This window comes from Dactylosporangium sp. NPDC051484 (assembly GCF_040689395.1).
Taxonomy (GTDB): Bacteria; Actinomycetota; Actinomycetes; order Mycobacteriales; family Micromonosporaceae; genus Dactylosporangium.
The window spans coordinates 44,068-59,508 of record NZ_JBFAZX010000037.1 but is presented as its reverse complement, the minus strand read 5'-3'; the positions used below and the strand labels follow the sequence as shown (position 1 = coordinate 59,508).

General features: G+C 68.8%; 16 protein-coding genes and 1 pseudogene. 6 read left to right on the top strand and 11 right to left on the bottom strand.

From position 1 onward, the window contains the following. Positions 1-87: 87 nt before the first annotated feature. From AB0367_RS34480 to AB0367_RS34445, 8 genes are all read right to left on the bottom strand, one after another. Positions 88-501, bottom strand: a complete 414-nt coding sequence (locus AB0367_RS34480; protein WP_366230689.1) for a VOC family protein — start codon at positions 499-501, stop codon at positions 88-90. Positions 502-577: 76 nt separating this feature from the next. Next, on the bottom strand, positions 578-1,564 hold the full coding sequence (locus AB0367_RS34475; protein ID WP_366230688.1) for an aldo/keto reductase: 987 nt from the start codon (positions 1,562-1,564) through the stop codon (positions 578-580). A gap of 23 nt (positions 1,565-1,587) precedes the next feature. Further along, positions 1,588-2,343: an SDR family oxidoreductase gene (locus AB0367_RS34470; protein ID WP_366230687.1), complete on the bottom strand. Its 756-nt coding sequence runs from the start codon at positions 2,341-2,343 to the stop codon at positions 1,588-1,590. A gap of 2 nt (positions 2,344-2,345) precedes the next feature. Next, on the bottom strand, positions 2,346-3,992 hold the full coding sequence (locus tag AB0367_RS34465; protein WP_366230686.1) for an FAD-dependent oxidoreductase: 1,647 nt from the start codon (positions 3,990-3,992) through the stop codon (positions 2,346-2,348). Positions 3,993-4,032: 40 nt separating this feature from the next. Continuing rightward, positions 4,033-4,221 (bottom strand): flavin reductase family protein, encoded by a 189-nt coding sequence (locus AB0367_RS34460; protein ID WP_366230685.1) that lies wholly within the window; start codon positions 4,219-4,221, stop codon positions 4,033-4,035. Positions 4,222-4,361: 140 nt separating this feature from the next. Continuing rightward, positions 4,362-5,504 carry a 3-hydroxy-9,10-secoandrosta-1,3,5(10)-triene-9,17-dione monooxygenase oxygenase subunit gene (gene hsaA / locus AB0367_RS34455; RefSeq protein WP_366230684.1) on the bottom strand — a complete coding sequence of 381 codons (1,143 nt, stop codon included), beginning with the start codon at positions 5,502-5,504 and terminating at the stop codon, positions 4,362-4,364. Positions 5,505-5,626: 122 nt separating this feature from the next. Beyond that, entirely contained in the window at positions 5,627-6,082 is a 456-nt protein-coding gene (locus tag AB0367_RS34450; RefSeq protein WP_366230683.1) for a nuclear transport factor 2 family protein, read from the bottom strand. A gap of 81 nt (positions 6,083-6,163) precedes the next feature. Further along, positions 6,164-6,502: a hypothetical protein gene (locus tag AB0367_RS34445; protein WP_366230681.1), complete on the bottom strand. Its 339-nt coding sequence runs from the start codon at positions 6,500-6,502 to the stop codon at positions 6,164-6,166. 151 nt (positions 6,503-6,653) lie between these two features. Here AB0367_RS34445 and AB0367_RS34440 point away from each other — a divergent pair. Continuing rightward, positions 6,654-7,850, top strand: a pseudogene (locus AB0367_RS34440) (bifunctional 3,4-dihydroxy-2-butanone-4-phosphate synthase/GTP cyclohydrolase II); the annotation flags it as partial. Positions 7,851-8,029: 179 nt separating this feature from the next. Next, the gene (locus AB0367_RS34435) at positions 8,030-8,443 is read left to right on the top strand and encodes a GNAT family N-acetyltransferase (protein WP_366230680.1); all 414 of its coding nucleotides are present in this window, start codon (positions 8,030-8,032) and stop codon (positions 8,441-8,443) included. 256 nt (positions 8,444-8,699) lie between these two features. On the opposite strand, the gene AB0367_RS34430 is transcribed toward AB0367_RS34435, so the two are convergent. Continuing rightward, the gene (locus tag AB0367_RS34430) at positions 8,700-9,374 is read right to left on the bottom strand and encodes a hypothetical protein (protein ID WP_366230679.1); all 675 of its coding nucleotides are present in this window, start codon (positions 9,372-9,374) and stop codon (positions 8,700-8,702) included. Positions 9,375-9,835: 461 nt separating this feature from the next. Here AB0367_RS34430 and AB0367_RS34425 point away from each other — a divergent pair, with 461 nt between their 5' ends. After that, positions 9,836-10,360 (top strand): pyridoxamine 5'-phosphate oxidase family protein, encoded by a 525-nt coding sequence (locus AB0367_RS34425; protein ID WP_366230678.1) that lies wholly within the window; start codon positions 9,836-9,838, stop codon positions 10,358-10,360. Between the two features lie 402 nt (positions 10,361-10,762). Here AB0367_RS34425 and AB0367_RS34420 read toward each other — a convergent pair whose 3' ends face one another. Further along, positions 10,763-11,203: a transposase gene (locus tag AB0367_RS34420; protein ID WP_366230691.1), complete on the bottom strand. Its 441-nt coding sequence runs from the start codon at positions 11,201-11,203 to the stop codon at positions 10,763-10,765. 311 nt (positions 11,204-11,514) lie between these two features. Between AB0367_RS34420 and AB0367_RS34415 the strand changes: the two genes are divergently transcribed. Then, positions 11,515-12,159, top strand: a complete 645-nt coding sequence (locus AB0367_RS34415) for a LysE family translocator (RefSeq protein ID WP_366230677.1) — start codon at positions 11,515-11,517, stop codon at positions 12,157-12,159. Between the two features lie 26 nt (positions 12,160-12,185). On the opposite strand, the gene AB0367_RS34410 is transcribed toward AB0367_RS34415, so the two are convergent. Then, positions 12,186-13,004: an alpha/beta hydrolase gene (locus AB0367_RS34410; protein ID WP_366230676.1), complete on the bottom strand. Its 819-nt coding sequence runs from the start codon at positions 13,002-13,004 to the stop codon at positions 12,186-12,188. A gap of 128 nt (positions 13,005-13,132) precedes the next feature. Between AB0367_RS34410 and AB0367_RS34405 the strand changes: the two genes are divergently transcribed. Next, positions 13,133-14,737, top strand: a complete 1,605-nt coding sequence (locus AB0367_RS34405) for an MFS transporter (protein WP_366230675.1) — start codon at positions 13,133-13,135, stop codon at positions 14,735-14,737. A 38-nt stretch (positions 14,738-14,775) separates the two neighbouring features. Further along, positions 14,776-15,441: a hypothetical protein gene (locus AB0367_RS34400; protein ID WP_366230674.1), complete on the top strand. Its 666-nt coding sequence runs from the start codon at positions 14,776-14,778 to the stop codon at positions 15,439-15,441.

Sequence of the window (15,441 nt, the reverse complement as noted above, 5' to 3'; positions counted from 1 at the left end):
ATCCTCGCCAAGGTCCGCTGGGTCCAGACCAGCATCAAGCAACTCGTCGACAACAACTCGAAGTAACGACAGCAGGATCACGAGACACTAGGCGGCGGCCAAGCCAGCCAGGTCAAGCAATTCGATCCGGTTGCCTTCGGGATCCTCGATAAAGGCGAACCGGGCACCGGGCCGGAACTCGGTAACCGGTGTCGCAATAGTGCAGCCGAAGGCCGCGCACTCGTTGACCAGATCCTCGATATTGCTGACGAACAGGCTCAGATAGCGCAATCCGGTGGCCGGCACCGTGCCGGGTGGATTCGAATCCTGTGGCGGTGGTTCAAGGGCAAGGAGTTTCACCACCGAACCGCCGGCCCCGAACCGCCACATGTGTGTTCCCGGAAACTCCAGATCACCGAGGTACGGAAGGCCCAGCACGTCCCGATAGAACGTGAGCGCTTTCTCCGGATCGCGTACGACGATGCCGATCTCGATCGCTTCGTTGTTGATGACCGCTACCATTCCCGCTCCTTTCTTGCTGCTCAGTCTCTTGAATCGGACGGCCGTCCACAGCAGCGGCGATGCCGCTGAGCGGCGCTCAGCCGCCCGGTAGCCGCCAGCCCTCGGGGTACCGGTCGCCGGACACCGGGGCGGCGGCGAGTACCGCGTCGATGCGGACCAGCACCTCGGCCGGCAGGTCGATGTCGCTGGCGGCGGCGTTCTCGGCGAGGTGATCGAAGCTCGTGCTGCCCGGGATCGGCAGGATCAGGGCGGAGCGGCTGAGCAGCCAGGCCAGCGCGAGCTGACCGGAGGTGATGTCCAGTGCCCGGGCGAGCTCGCCGAGCGTCGCGGCCAGTTGCTGGTTGTGGCGCAGATGATCGCCCCCGAACCGGGGTAGCCGGGAGCGCAGATCCGAGTCGGCGAAGCCGGTGACGCTCTGCAGGCGACCGGTCAGCAGCCCTTTGCCGAGCGGCGCGAACGCGATCAGGGCCGGCCCGAGCCGGTTGCATTCGGCCAATACCCCGGCTTCCACGCCACGCTCGAACAGCGAGTACTCGCTCTGCACCGAGACCAGCGGGTGCACCGCGGCCGCACGGCGCAACTGCTGCGGCGTCACCTCGGACACCCCGAGAAAGCGGACCTTGCCCTCGGCGACCAGCGTGGCCATCGCCCCGACAGTCTCCTCCACGGGCACCTGCGGGTCGACCCGGTGCAGTTGGTACAGGTCGATGACGTCCGTCCGGAGCCGGCCGAGCGAGGCCTCGGCACTGGCCCGGATGTGCTCCGGACGTCCGTCGACCACCCGCCCCGCGGCCGAGGGGTTCGCGACCAGCCCGACCTTGGTGGCCAGCAGTACACCGTCGCGGCGGCCGGCGAGCGCGGCGCCGAGGCGCTCCTCACCGGCCCCGGCGCCGTACGAGTCGGCAGTGTCGAACAGCGTGATTCCCAGGTCAAGCGCTCGATGCACCGCCCGGGTGGCCTGATCGGCCGAGACCGTGCCGAAATAGCCGTCGACCAGGCCCATACAGCCCAGCCCGATGGCCGAGACGGAAGGCCCGTCCCGGCCCAGGGTTCGCAGCCGCATCGCTCAGTTCCGATCGCCGCGGCTCATGAGCCGAAGTCGTAGGACACTTCGCCCATCGCGCCGGCCGCGAGCAGGCCGCCGTCGATGACGAAATCCGAGCCGGTGATGAAGGACGCCTCGTCCGAGGCGAGGAACGCGACCAGCGCCGCGATCTCCTCCAGCGTGGCACCCCGGCGCATCGGGGTGGCCAGCCGGATCTTCTCGGTCATCTCCGCGGCGCCGTCGGACATCGGCGAGGTGACAAGCCCGGGATGGACCGCGTTCACCCGCACACCCCAGCCGACGAACTCCAGCGCGGCCGTCTTGGTCAGCCCCCGCAGCGCCCATTTGCTGGCGTTGTACGCCGGCAGCGCGAAGCCGTAGAAGGCCGCCGCCGAAATGGTGTTCACGATCGCGCCCCCGCCGGAGTCCCGCATCGCCGGTGCGCACACCTGCATCCCGTACATGGCACCGTCGAGGTTCACCGCCATCACCCGGGACCAGTCCTCGGGCGTGACGGTGGCCAGCGTTTCCATCACACCGATGCCGGCGTTGTTGACCAGGACGTCGAGGCGGCCGTGCTCCGCGACGAGGTCGGCGACCACACCCGCCCAGGCCGCTCGCGAGGTCACGTCGAGCCGGACGTAGCCGACACCGTCACCGATCTCCGCGCTGTCGTGCACGTCGCAGCCGATCACCGTGGCGCCCTCGGCGGCGAACCGGCGCGCCTCAGCCGCGCCCTGCCCCCGAGCGGCCCCGGTGACCAGGACCACCTTCCCCGCGAAACGTCCGTCAGCCATGCTCATGCCTCCTTGACCGGTTCGGCGGCGGCGTACACGCCGGCCTGGTATGCCCACACCAGGGCGTTGCCCAGCGTCGCGCCGCCGGACCAATACGCGCCGTGCGCTGGTGATCCGACGCAGTTCCCGGTGCCGTACAGGCCGGGAATCGGTTCGGCGTCGGTGTCGATGACCTGCGCCCGTTCGTTGATCGACGGTCCGCCGTTGGTGTCGAAAGCCGCCGCGCCGATCAGGATCGCGTGGTACGGCCCGGTCGACGCGAACGGGTACATGGTCCGGTTGACGCCACGGGTCAGTCCGAGCACGCTGTACCCGCGCTCGCCCGGCGCGTCGCCGCGACCGAAGTCCTCGTCGTGCCCGCTCTCCGCGAAGGTGTTGAACCGCGCCACCGTCTCGGCGAGGCTCGCCGCGAAGCCCGGCGCCAGCCGCAGGCCACCGGTTTCGCTGGCGAGCTTGGCCAGCCGCTCGTCGATCGCCTCGGCCAGCTCCTCCCAGGTGTCGCCGGAGACCACCAGGTCCCAAGGCTGACCCGGGTACGGCACGGGGTACTTCACGCCCATCTCGGGGTTCTTCGCCAGCGCGTCGTCGTACACCTGGAACAGCACGTTGTTCTCGTACGCCTTGGTGGTCGCGTTGTAGACGGTGTGGATCCGCCCGCGCTCGTTGTAGTGCGCCTTCTCGTTGACGACGCGTACGCCGTGCCGGTTCACCAGCACCATGCTGTCGCCGTACAACCAGAATGCCATCGAGTCTGACCGCTGGGTCTCGCGCACCTCCTCGATCGCCATCTGGCCCCACCAGACGCTGTCGATGTTCTCGGTCATGGCGCCGAGCTGCTGCGCGATGCGCAGGAACACACCGGTGTTGGTCTTCGGTGCGGTCGCGCCCCACACCGTGCCGCGCAGCTTCTCCGTGCGCAGCTGCTCGTCGTGGAAGAAGCCACCGCTCGCGAAGATCACCGCCTTGCGGGCGCGCACCGTGACAGTGCCCAGTGCGGTGCTCGCGGCGACCCCGACAACCTCACCGGCGTCGTTGACGAAGGCCCGCTCCACCCGGTGTCCGGTGCGCACCTCGATACCGGCACGCTGGCTGTGCGCGTAGAGCAGGTCGACGGTGGCCTGCCCCTGCCCGGGACCGTGGATCCCGCCGGTGTCGGCCATCATGGCGCGGCCGTACTCCACCTTGTTCTCCGGCAGTTCGCTGTGGTACTCGATGTGACCCTGCGGGTTGAACACCGCATCCGGGGTCACGCCGTCGCTGAACACCGAACCCATCGCGCCGATCTTGTCGAGCTCTTCGGTGGCGACGGACGCGATGTCGTAGTACGTCTCGAACATCCGGTACGCCCGCGCCGGGATGCCGAGGGTGCTGGAGTTCGGGTCGTAACGGGACGGGTAGGACAGCCGGGCCATCAGCCGCAGACAGTCCTCCTTGGGGTCGGCGATGCCGGCCTCGCGCATCTTCGGGTTGTTGGGAACCCAGTACTCCCCCGACGAGATCCGCATCATGCCGCCGACCTCATCGTCGGCCTCCAGCATCACCACCTCGCAGCCGCGCCCGCGTGCGATCGAGGCCGCGACGAACGCCGCGAACCCCGACCCGACCACGACCACGTCGGTCTCGGCACTCCAGCTCCGCGGGGGGCGCATACTCTGTATGCCTGCCATCGGTCAGGTTCCTTTCGCGTCTTCAGCCCTCGAAGGTTCCGTAGGTGCTGCGGAATGAGAGCGGTGGTGCCGGCGAAGAGTCCTCGCCGGCGATGACCGGGCCGCAGATCACGATGTCGTGGTCTCCGCCCGGGTGGACGGCTTCGAGCTCGCACTCCAGGTGCGCGATCGCCCCGTGAGCACCGGGGATCCGGTGCGGCCCGGCACCCACGCAACTCCGGCGGACTTGTCCGCGCGGGATACCGCGAAGGCCCGGCTGAGCGGCCCTATCCGGCCGCGAGGATGTTCACGTGTACCGGCCGCACGGATGCGTGGCCACGTGATCTATGAACGACTAGCTGAACGACTAGCTCAAATGCCCTGATCGGCGATGGACAGCCCGAACTGCATGGCACCGTAGGCCATCAGGATCGGTTCGGCGACATTGCTGTTGTGCAGGCTTCCGGCGTGGATGTCGCGCCAGGCCCGCTGGATCGGATTCAGTTCGTGTAGCACCCGGCCGCCGGAGTTGGTGAACACCCGGTCCACGGCGGAGCCCGCCAGTTGGGTGGCGCGCACCTGGTCGAGACGGCTGCGCGCGCGCAACTCGATCGGGATCTCCTTGCCGTCCCGGGCGAACGCCATCATCTCGTCGAGATCGCGCATCATCTGCAGCCGGGCGCCGTCGAGCTCGCTGGCGGCTTCGGCCACCCGTGCCTGCGAGAACGGCTCCTCAGCCACGCGGGAGCCCTTGGAGATCCGGACCCGGTCGGCGGTCCAGGCGATGTGCTCGTCCAGCGCACCCTGCGCGGCACCGAGCAGCGGCGCGGTGATCCCGAAGCTGAACACCGACCCGAACGGCAACTGGTAGATCGGCGAGTCGCTGGTGACACTGCCGGAGGTGAACGGGTGGGTGCGGTGCTGCGGGACGAAGGCGTTGTCCACGACGACGTCGTTGCTGCCCGTTCCACGCAGACCCACCACGTGCCACACGTCGTCGACGACGTAGTCGGTGCGTGGCACCAGGAAACACAGCCGGCGCACCGTGCCGTCCGCTTCCGTCGCGGCACCGCCCAGAATCACCCATTCTGCGTGGTCGGATCCGGACGAAAACGACCACCGGCCGCTCAGCCGATACCCGCCGTCGACGATCTCGACCTTGCCCCGCGGCGTGTACGAGGAGCTGATCAGCACGTCGTGGTCGGCGCCCCAGACGTCTTCCTGCGCCTGCCGCGGCATGAGCCCCAGCTGCCAGCTGTGCACCCCCACGACGGCGTACACCCAGCCGGTGGAGGGGCAGGCAGCGCCGATGATCATCGCCGCCTCCATGAACACCTTCGGGTCGTACTCGAAGCCGCCGTACACGGCCGGTTGCAGCACACGGAACAACCCGGCTGACTTGAGATCGTTGATCGTCTCGTCGGAAACACGCCTGGCGTTCTCGGTGTCGAAGGCCCGCTCGCGAAGCACAGGTGCCAACGCACGGGCCTTGTCCAGCATGTCGTCCGGGCTCATGCCCGACCTCCTTGGATCCTCGCGACGAGCTCCGACAGCGCGGTGCTCCAGGACACTCTGCGATCAAGAAGTGTTCTTGTCCACCAACACATCCCAATGAGCGGCACGGCGACCGGCCGAGGTCAGGACGCCGTCGGCGCGACCGATAGATGCCAGCTCATGTCGCCGGACAACTCAATGCGGATCAGCCGATCGGCGAACCGCCAGCCGTCGGCGTCCAGGACGAACGTGTCCCGGTAGCTGCCCGCCGCCACCACCTGCAGCGCCAGCTCCGGCCGTGCCTGCAGCACGGTGAAGTAGGCCCGCCCGGTGGCGGTACCGGCCTCCCGGTCCTCGTCGACGATCAGGTTGGTCGTCACATGCTTCGTCGACGGAGTACCGTCCTCGAAGCGGCGAACCGAGTTCGCGAACGCGTCGTGCACCTCGTCCGAGCCGGTGAAGGTGACGATGCCGCTGGGGCTGGAGATGCGCAGGGTCGCCTGGCTGAACAGGCCGGACATGCCCGCGAGGTCGCCGCTGTCCAGCCGTTCGGCGTAGGTGTACACGAGCCTGGCGATCGCCGCGTAGGTGGATTCCATCGGCCGACCGTACGGCCGGTCACCGCCGCCTCGGGTGGCCTTGTGCCACCAGGCGGGACCCGTCGAAGGCGGGACGGCGAGTTACTTCTCCTGCTGCTCCCGCTGCTCGACGATCAGGCGGAGCAGCCACACCCGCAGGAACTGCGCGAAGGAGTAGCGCAGGAACACCCCGGACCCCGTCACCGCGCACGCGATACCCAGCATCGCGACGATCTGCGCATCGTTCTGGTTCAGCGGGTTGTCGGTGTTGTGGGACAGGAAGTAACCGACCACGCCGAGCACGATGCCCAGCAGCGCGAGCAGCATGCCCAGCCGGGCCAGCACCCGGTCCCGGCCCGGTGCCGGCGCCGGCAGTTTCATCTCCGCGATCCGCTCCCGGAAGGCATCGGCACGGGTGCCTGGTTGAACATCGACGCTCATAGCTCTCCTCGACAACGCTGGTTCGGCGACGGGCTCGACCGTGCTGCCCTGCGGCCACTGTTCACGCCGAGGTACCCCGGGTCAACTCTGGTATCTCATTCAGTGGCACCGTTCGCCACGCGACCCGGTGCATCAGGTCTACCGTGGCTGGATGGTCACCTTCGCTTCTATCGACGCTGCCTTGGCGGAGATCGCCGCCGGCCGGCCGGTGGTCGTCGTCGACGACGAGGACCGCGAGAACGAGGGCGACCTGGTGTTCGCCGCCGAGCTGGCGACCCCTGAGCTGGTGGCGCTCATGATGACCCATTGCCGCGGCCTGATCTGCGTGCCGATGGAGTCCGACGCCCTCGAACGGCTCGAACTCGGTCCGATGGTGGCGCGGAACACCGAATGCATGGGGACCGCGTTCACCGTGTCCGTCGATGCCCGGGAGGGCATCAGCACCGGAATCTCGGCCGCCGACCGGTCCCGCACCATCCGGCTGCTGGCCGATCCGAGCACCGAAGCCACCGCGATCGCACGTCCCGGTCACGTGTTTCCGCTGCAGGCCCGGCCGGGCGGGGTGCTGCGCCGCGCCGGTCACACCGAAGCCGCGGTGGACCTGGCGCGGCTGGCCGGGCTACGTCCGGCCGGCGCCATCTGCGAGATCGTCAACGCCGACGGCAGCATGGCACGGCTGCCCGAACTGTCCGCGTTCTGCGAGCGCCATCACCTGCTGCTGATCTCGATCGCCGACCTGATCAGCTACCGGCGACGCTGCGAGCAGCAGGTCGAGCGGGTGGCCACCGCGGAACTTCCCCTCGACGCGGGCAAGTTCCGCGCGCTCGGCTACCGCAGCCTGCTCGACGGTACCGAGCACCTGGCGCTGGTCACCGGTGAGGTCGGGGACGGCGCGGATGTGCTCGTCCGAGTGCACTCGGAATGCCTGACCGGCGACGTGCTGGGCTCGCAACGCTGTGACTGCGGCGCCCAGCTCAGCGCCGCACTCGCAGCGGTCGCCCGGGAGGGGCGAGGCGTGGTGATCTACCTGCGTGGGCACGAGGGTCGCGGCATCGGCCTGCTGCACAAGCTGCGCGCCTACGAGTTGCAGGACGCCGGCGCGGACACCGTCGATGCCAACGTTCGGCTGGGCCTGCCGGCCGACGCCCGGGACTATGGGATCGGCGCCCAGATCCTCGTCGACCTGGGGGTGCGCAGCATGCGGCTGCTGACCAACAACCCCACCAAACGCGCCGGTCTGGAAGGCTACGGACTCGAGATCCTCGGACGGGTCGGGATGCCGGTCCGGTCCAATCCGCACAATCTCCGCTACCTGCGCAGCAAGCGTGACCGGATGGGCCACGATCTGTCGGGATTGCCCTGGCACGACGACGATGTGTCGTGGGCCGCTCTGGCATACCGCGGCGGCCGCGGCGCCACCCCCGCCGATCATCGCGGCCGGGTGAGCATGTTCGGCCTTGCCTCCGAGGACAACGACCCGGTCTGAACCCCGGCGTGTGCTCCGGGCCAACTCGGTACATTGTCGTCATGACGGGCGTACGGCTGGAGCCGATGACCGAGGATCAGTACAAGCCATGGCGGGCCGAGGCCGAGGCGCACTACGCGCAGAGCGTCGCCGCGTCGGGCCGGTCGGCGCAGGACGCGGCCCGCACCGCAGCCGACACCTACGCGCAGCTGCTTCCCGACGAGTCCGCCACCCCTGACCACCATTTCTGGTACGCCTACGACGGCGACCGCCGGGTCGGTTTCCTCTGGGTCAAAGTCACCCACGACACCGCGTTCGTCTACAACGTCGCCGTCGAACCCGACGTACGCCGCCAGGGCTACGGCCGCGCGATCATGCTGGCCGCCGAGCGCTGGTGCCACGACAACGCGCTGACCAGAATCGGTCTGCACGTCTTCGCCCACAACACCGGCGCCCGGGCCTCTACGAACAGCTAGGCTTCACCGAGACCGGCCGCAACATGGCCAAAGACCTGTGACCTCCATGAGGACCTCCCCGTCTCGGCTGCGTCATACTCCGTAGGCGCGCTCTGCGGTGCTTCCCCGCCGGACGCTCGGTCGGGTGTATGGAATGCTGATGACCGCGCCGCCCCGAGTCGGGATGGCGCGGTCGGTGACGCCGCCAGGTCCACTCTTTATATGATGAAATTCATCTATGAGTGTCGGGCGCGATGCTGCGACTTACCAGCGCCGGTCACTCGTCAGCCGGCAACGAGGTCGCGACGGTGGCGCGGATGCGGCGAATCCATCCCTGCGCCGTGTAGCGGGGCACCCCGTAGTGGTCGGCGATCGCCGCCGACGTGCTGGCCTGCTGGTACACCGCGGCGAAGTCGTCGGGCATGCGCCGATACGCCCGCTCGCCACCGCCGTCGACGGATTCAGCGGTCTCCTTCGCCGGGGTGGTCTTGGCCGCTTTCGCGGGTGCGGTGGTGCGCTTCTTGGTTGCCGTGGTGGCGTTCGCCTTCGCGGTCGCCGCTCGGCGAGTGCGTGCAGGCTTGGCCGGTGCGACGGCCGGCGGCTGGGTGCGTCGGCGGGTGCGCGGCGTGGGCACCACCGCCGCGACAACACTCACGTCGGCGGCGGCCGGTAGCGGGGGTTCAGCCGGCTCATCGTTGTGTGCTACGGGTTCGGTGTCGACCAGCGCCGCGGTGGGCGTGGCCTCGATCGACGCCGACGTGGTCGTCGACGTGGCGATCGCCCGCAGCAGCAGCGCGAAGTCCACGGTCGGCATCTGCCCGCCGGCCAGACCGGCATCGGCGTGCAGATGCACGTCGGTGATGCGGACCTGGTCCCCGGACGTGTCCACGACCAGCGTGGTGGTGGTGCCACTGCCATCGTTCGGCGCGATGGTGATGGTGTACGACTGCATTGGTTTCCTTCGAGTCTTGACCGTCACGACCATGGAGGCGCTACCCGGCCGGGCATCGAGCCATTTATGGTTTGGCCGCCACGGATGCCAAGAACGCAATGTACCGCGACCGGAAACCCGCTCACCAACCAACCCCCCACATGCGGCGCTTGTCCTGTGCGGTGGAGCATCATCCGTGTGCATATCGAGCCGCGAACCTGAAAGTCCGAAGTGGACGATCAACTCGCTCAATTTCAAACATAGCAACGAAAAGTCCGTGAACGGCGCGGTGCGTCCGACGCAGTCCGTAACTTCCCTGCTGATCAGCTGGCTCAGATCCCCACAAACACCAAATGCCGAGTCTCGCCCACGTCGGATCCGCCGAGACAAGACGACTACGGCGGGTTGCTGCCTGACGGTGGGAGATTCACTCATCTGGCCGTGCGTGGGCCCAGGGATCCGGGATCTGACAGAGTGTGCTCATGGTGGTGACCAACCCGTGGCTCGCCGGCCCGAGCCCGACGAAGCGGCTGGACCGCGAACGGCTGGAGGAACGCATCCTCAATCTGCTGTCCTCGCAAAATATGTGCGTCCTGGCCACGGCCGGCCCTGATGGGCCGCTGGCGACCCCCGTGCGCTACTTCCATCTCGACTTCACCGTCGTCTTCACCGCCATGGGAACCTCCCCGAAGATGCGTAACATCCGCGCGGACCCGCGAGTCTCCATCGGCGTATTTGCGCCCCTGGTCGGGCAGGCGAGCAGTCGCGGAGCGCAGCTGTTCGGCACCGCCCGCATCCTCGAACCGGATGATTGCGACTTTGAGCGGTACTGGTCCGTGGTCCGATGGCAGTCCGACCACGTCGAGCGGTCCCGATCCGTCGACGAGCCGCCCTTTGGACCACTTGGCGTGGTCACCGCCGAGCGGATCGTCTATACCGAGCACTGGCTGCGCCGGGAGGGATACGCACCCCGACAGTTCTGGCGCGACGCGCGACCGGAGGAGTAGAAGACTCAGCGGGCGTACTCTTCTGGCACCCTTCTGCGCCAAGGGGCCACGATAAGGAACTGGCCGGGTGCGGCCGTGCTATGACTCATCGCGCTGGACGCGCCCCTGCGGAAGCGCGTGGCCTCCTTGGCGACGTTCGTTCTCGCTCGCTCCATCAGTCTTGACCTCGATGCGCATAACTCGGCTCGTGGCTGCGAGGGTTCGCTCCGGAGACTTCATTGAGCGGCATCCAGTAGTCACCGGGCTGCTGTTGCTGCTGCTCATGGGACCGTGGGTGGTCGCGTGTTTCACCGCCGTCCTGGCGACGCAGTCCCCGATTCCGCACCGCCGAGCAATGGCAAATCACCAACCGGCACCTACTGGTGCTCGCGCTCATGGCGGTGATCATCGTGATTTTTACGGTCATGGCACCCCTCTGCTGGCTGTCGGGATTGAGCTGGCCGCGCTGGATTGCAGAGTCGCTCCCGTCTGCCCTCCCGGGCCTGTCCGGACGCGTTCGGCGTCGGTGATCATGCGTTGGTAGACGACGTTGGACAGGCGGCGTTTGAGGGCGCGTATGGCTTCCATCGGGCTCTTGCCCGCGGCGAGTTTGCGGCGGTAGTAGGCCCGGCCTTCGGTGTCGTTGCGCAGCTGGACGATGGCCATGATGTGCAGGACCCAGTTGATGCGCCGGTTCCCGGCCCTCGACAGCCGGTGGCGGCGGTGGTCGCCGGAGGACGCGTCGATGGGCGCGGTGCCGTTCCAGGATGCGAAGTGGTCCCGGCTGGCGAACCGGCTGACGTCGCCGATGTCGCCGAGGAGCCGGGCGGCGCCGGACGGGCCGATGCCGTTGAGCTGTTGCAGTGTGCTGCCGGTGGAAGCGATGAGCTCGGTCAGTTGCTGGTTGGCGGTCTTGATCTTCTTGTCGATGACCGCGACCTCGGTGATCAGTTCCGAGGCCAGCTGCCGGCGCGGCGGCGGGCTCAGCGGCTTGACGCCGCCTCACCGAGGCCGCGCACCTCGTAGTACGCGTTCGTCCTCCGCGCCCGTCAGTTGGATGCGCACGAGCCACAGGTCACTGCGCTCCAACTCGCCCACCACACCTGGTCACCGAGCGAAATCACCTCGGCGGCAAGCGCTTCGAGTAGGGGCCACCCCGCGATAGATTGATCGCCGTGACAACCCTTGGCAACCTATGGGCCTTTGTCGTCGTCGTGGGACTGCTGACGATGACTCCAGGGATGGACACCGCCCTCATCTTGCGCACTGCGGCTGTCGGGGCGCCGCGCCGCGCCTGGGGGGTCGTTATCGGGATCCAGAGCGGAACCTTGACCTGGGGTGTTCTCACCTCCGCCGGTGTCACCGCGTTGCTGACGGCCTCGCACCTGGCCTACGAAGCGCTGCGTTGGGCCGGCGCCTGCTATCTGATCTGGATGGGACTGAGCATGCTGTGGGCCGCTCGTCACCGTCGATCAAACCAATCGATCCAGCCGATCGACGAATCCCCGGCTGCCGGCAATGACTTCGTCCCCGGGTGGCGTCGCGGCACGCTGACGAACCTACTGAACCCGAAGATGGGCGCGTTCTACGTCGCGTTCCTGCCCCAGTTCATTCCCTCCGGCGCTTCCGCTTTCGCCTTCGGCGTGCTCTTGACCTGCGTACATATCCTTCTGGGCACCGCTTGGTCGGCCGTGCTGGTCCTGCTGGCGCATCGGCTCCGGACGGTGCTGCAGCGTCCCGCGGCTCGCCGACTGCTGGACCGAATCACCGGGACCGTGATCACCGGCTTCGGCATCCGACTCGCCATCAGTAGCCACTGACCCGCCGAATCCTTTCACGATCCGTGTCAGCGGGATATGAGCCAGTCCAGCGCGTCGCCGTACGCCGTCATGACCGACACGTGCCCGTCGCCGGGTCGCGGCCAGCGGGTCGCGTCGGGCAGCACTGTCATGAGCCGCTCGCTGTGCCGGACGGGCACCATCCGGTCCTTGTCGCCGTGGACGACCAGCACCGGCACCGCGATGTCCGCCGGGTCGAAGCCCCACGGCGACACGTACGCGAGGTCGTCGTCGACCTGACCGACCACACCCGTCTCGCTGGCCCGGCCGGCATCCTCGCCGAGCGCCGCCCACGGCCCGTTCAGCGCCGCCCAGTCCGCGTCGGTGAACACCGCCGGATCGAATTGCGCGCTCTGCGCGTATCGCAGCCGGGCGTCGCGCCCCTCGATCGCCGCGCGCAGCGCACCGTCGTCGGTCATGCCTTCGAACCAGAAACCCTCTTCCGCGTACGGCGCGAGCCCGGCGAACGTGGCCGCCGCGCTCACCCGGTCGGGCAGCAGGGCCGCGCAGGCGAGGGCGTGCGGCGCGCCACCCGAGGCGCCAATGACCGCGAACCGGCCCACGCCGAACGCGTCGGCGACGGCCGCGGCATCGTCAGCGGCGGAGGCGACGTCCCGCCCCGGCACCGGTGTCGATCCGCCGTAGCCCGGCCGCGCGTACGTCACCAGGCGCAGGCCCCGCTCGACCGCGCCGGCGAGCTGTGGCGCGAGGATCGCCCCGGTGTGCGGGGTGCCGTGGTGCCAGAAGACCGCCGACCCGTCGCCCCCGCTGTCGTACGCCCGCAGCGTCCGCTCGCCAGCCACCCGAATGTCCCGCTCGACCACCATCCGCCGAGCGTATCGCGCTTGGACACCCCCATGATCGAGCAGCAACCGCCGTAGGGACTCGCGATGTGTGAATCTCTATCTAACCCATAGACTTTGACGAGAAAGTCGCGGGTGCCTACGCTTGGCTCGTGTCGGCGCACGCGAACCCACCGGCCCGGACTCGGCCGGTGGACACCGGCCCGCGGTCGGGCCGGGCCGAGCTGGGACTGCTGGCCTGCTGCGTCGGCGCCGGGTTCGCGACGCTGTTGGATTCGGCGGTGGTCACCTACGCGGTGCCGTTGCTCGGTACCGAGTTGGCCGCACCGACCAGCGGGGTGCAGTGGTTCCTGTCCATCTACTCGCTGACGTTCGGACTCGGGCTGGTTCCCGGCGGGCGGCTGGGCGACGCGCTCGGGCGCCGCAGGCTGTTCATCCTCGGGCTCGTGCTGTTCGCCGCCGGTGCGCTCGGGTCGGCGACCGCACCGGGCATCTGGTGGGCGGTCGCCGCGCGGGCCCTGCAGGGTTCGGGTGCCGGGCTGATCAGCGCGCAGGTGCTCGCGATCATCCAGGACAGGTTCACCGGGCTGCGGCGGGTGCGTGCGCTGGCCGCCTACACCGCCGCCGGGGCGGCCGCCGCGGTGGTCGGTCCGCTCAGCGCCGCGCTCGTGCTCGCGGTGGTCCCGGGCGGCCTGGCCTGGCGGGTGGTGCTGGCCCTGAACCTGCCGTTCATCCTCGCCACGCTCCTGCTCACGATGCGGTTCATTCCCGACCGGGCCCGCCCGGCACAGCGGCCGGATCTCGACTTGCCGGCGATCGCCCTGGTCGCCGCATTCGTGCTGCTGGTCACCGTGCCCGTGGTCGACCCTGGCATCGAGGGCGGCCGGCTGTGGGGCATCGTCGGCGTGTGCGGCGTCCTGGTGGTGGCGACCGGCGTCTGGGAGCGCAGTTACGCCGCCCGCGGCCGGACCCCGCTGTTCGTACCCGCGCTCATGACGTCGCGCGGGTTCGTGCTCGGCAATCTGATCGCGTTGATGTGGTTCGGCGGTATGCTGGCGCACTCCACGGTGCTGACCATCTACCTGCTGCAGGGCCTCGGCTGGAGCCCGCTGCTGGTCGCGGCCGCCCTGATTCCGGGCGCCCTGGTCCGGGTCGCCGCGTCCTCGCTCAGCTCGCGCGTCTACGCCCGCCTCGGCGCGCGGACCCTGTCGATCGCGCTCGCCGTCCAGGCGGCCGGCTTGGCGGCGCTGGTCGTAGTCTGTACCACACTCATCGACGCGCCGTTCGTCGCCGCGATGGTGGCGATCGAGATCATCCTCAGCACGGCCTCGGCCGTCTTCGAACCTTCGATGCGGGCGATCACGCTGGGCTTCGCGTCCGTCGCCCACCACGGCGTCGCGGCCGCCTTCCTCCAGCTGACCCAACGACTGTCGGCGACCTTCTGCGTCGCCCTCGTGACGGGTGTCATGCTCACCGCGGACCTACGCACGGTCACCGCCGACGGCCTGCAGCACGGCGTACTGATCTGCTTCGTCCTCGTCCTGGCCGCCTGCGTCCTGTCCTTCAGTCCGGCCCTGCGGGCCGCCGTGCAAACCCACGGCGCGAGCCCGGACGGCGCCCACGAGATCCGAGCCGCACCTGCCAGTCCCGAGCTGCCGCAGCAGGAGCACCCCGGCGGCCCTTCTCTGCCCTGCTCCGCAGGAGATCCGTTTCCTCTCCGGCCTGAAGGCCGGAGTATCCACGGAGATATCCGATGACGGATCAAAGCCACCACGACGGACCGCCCACGCGGGCGTTGGGCGACCATCCCGCCGCGGCTCAGCGGCCGCATCCGCTCCTCGCCTGCTTCCTCAACGCCGTCGACGGGCGCTTCCCACCCGCCGACGGGCGCGTCACGCTGCTACCGGCCCTGCCCCGACAGCTGGAGTGCTCGGTGGCCTTCACCGGCCATGCCATCATCGCCACCGCACTGTCCGCCGCGGACATCCACGTCCACAGGCCGGGCGGCTTCGGCGCATCCCTGGCCCCGGACTTCCTGCGCTATCTTGCCGGCCCCACCGGCTGGATCGGCGTCATCGATGCCACGCTCGCAGCCCGCGGTACCGGCGGAACACCGCGCCTGGCAGCACTCACCGACGCCGCCGACCACCCCCGCGTGCGTTACGCCCAACAACTGCGTGCCAACGTCCGCGTCTTCGGTGACGAACGCGGACTGATCACGCTGGCCGACGGGCTCGCCGGACGACGCGAGCTCAGCATCGAACTCCACCACCCGCAGGACGGCAGCCACCGGCACGGACGATCGCTCATCACAGACGCGCTCTCACTCGTACCGCACGGCGAACCCCTCTTTGCCGCGGTCGCCCCCGGAAACGCACGCTCACTGCGCGCCTTCCTCGCCGCCGGCTTCACCCCCATCGGCGCCGAAGTCTTGCTACAGCCCAGCCGAAATACGGCATGA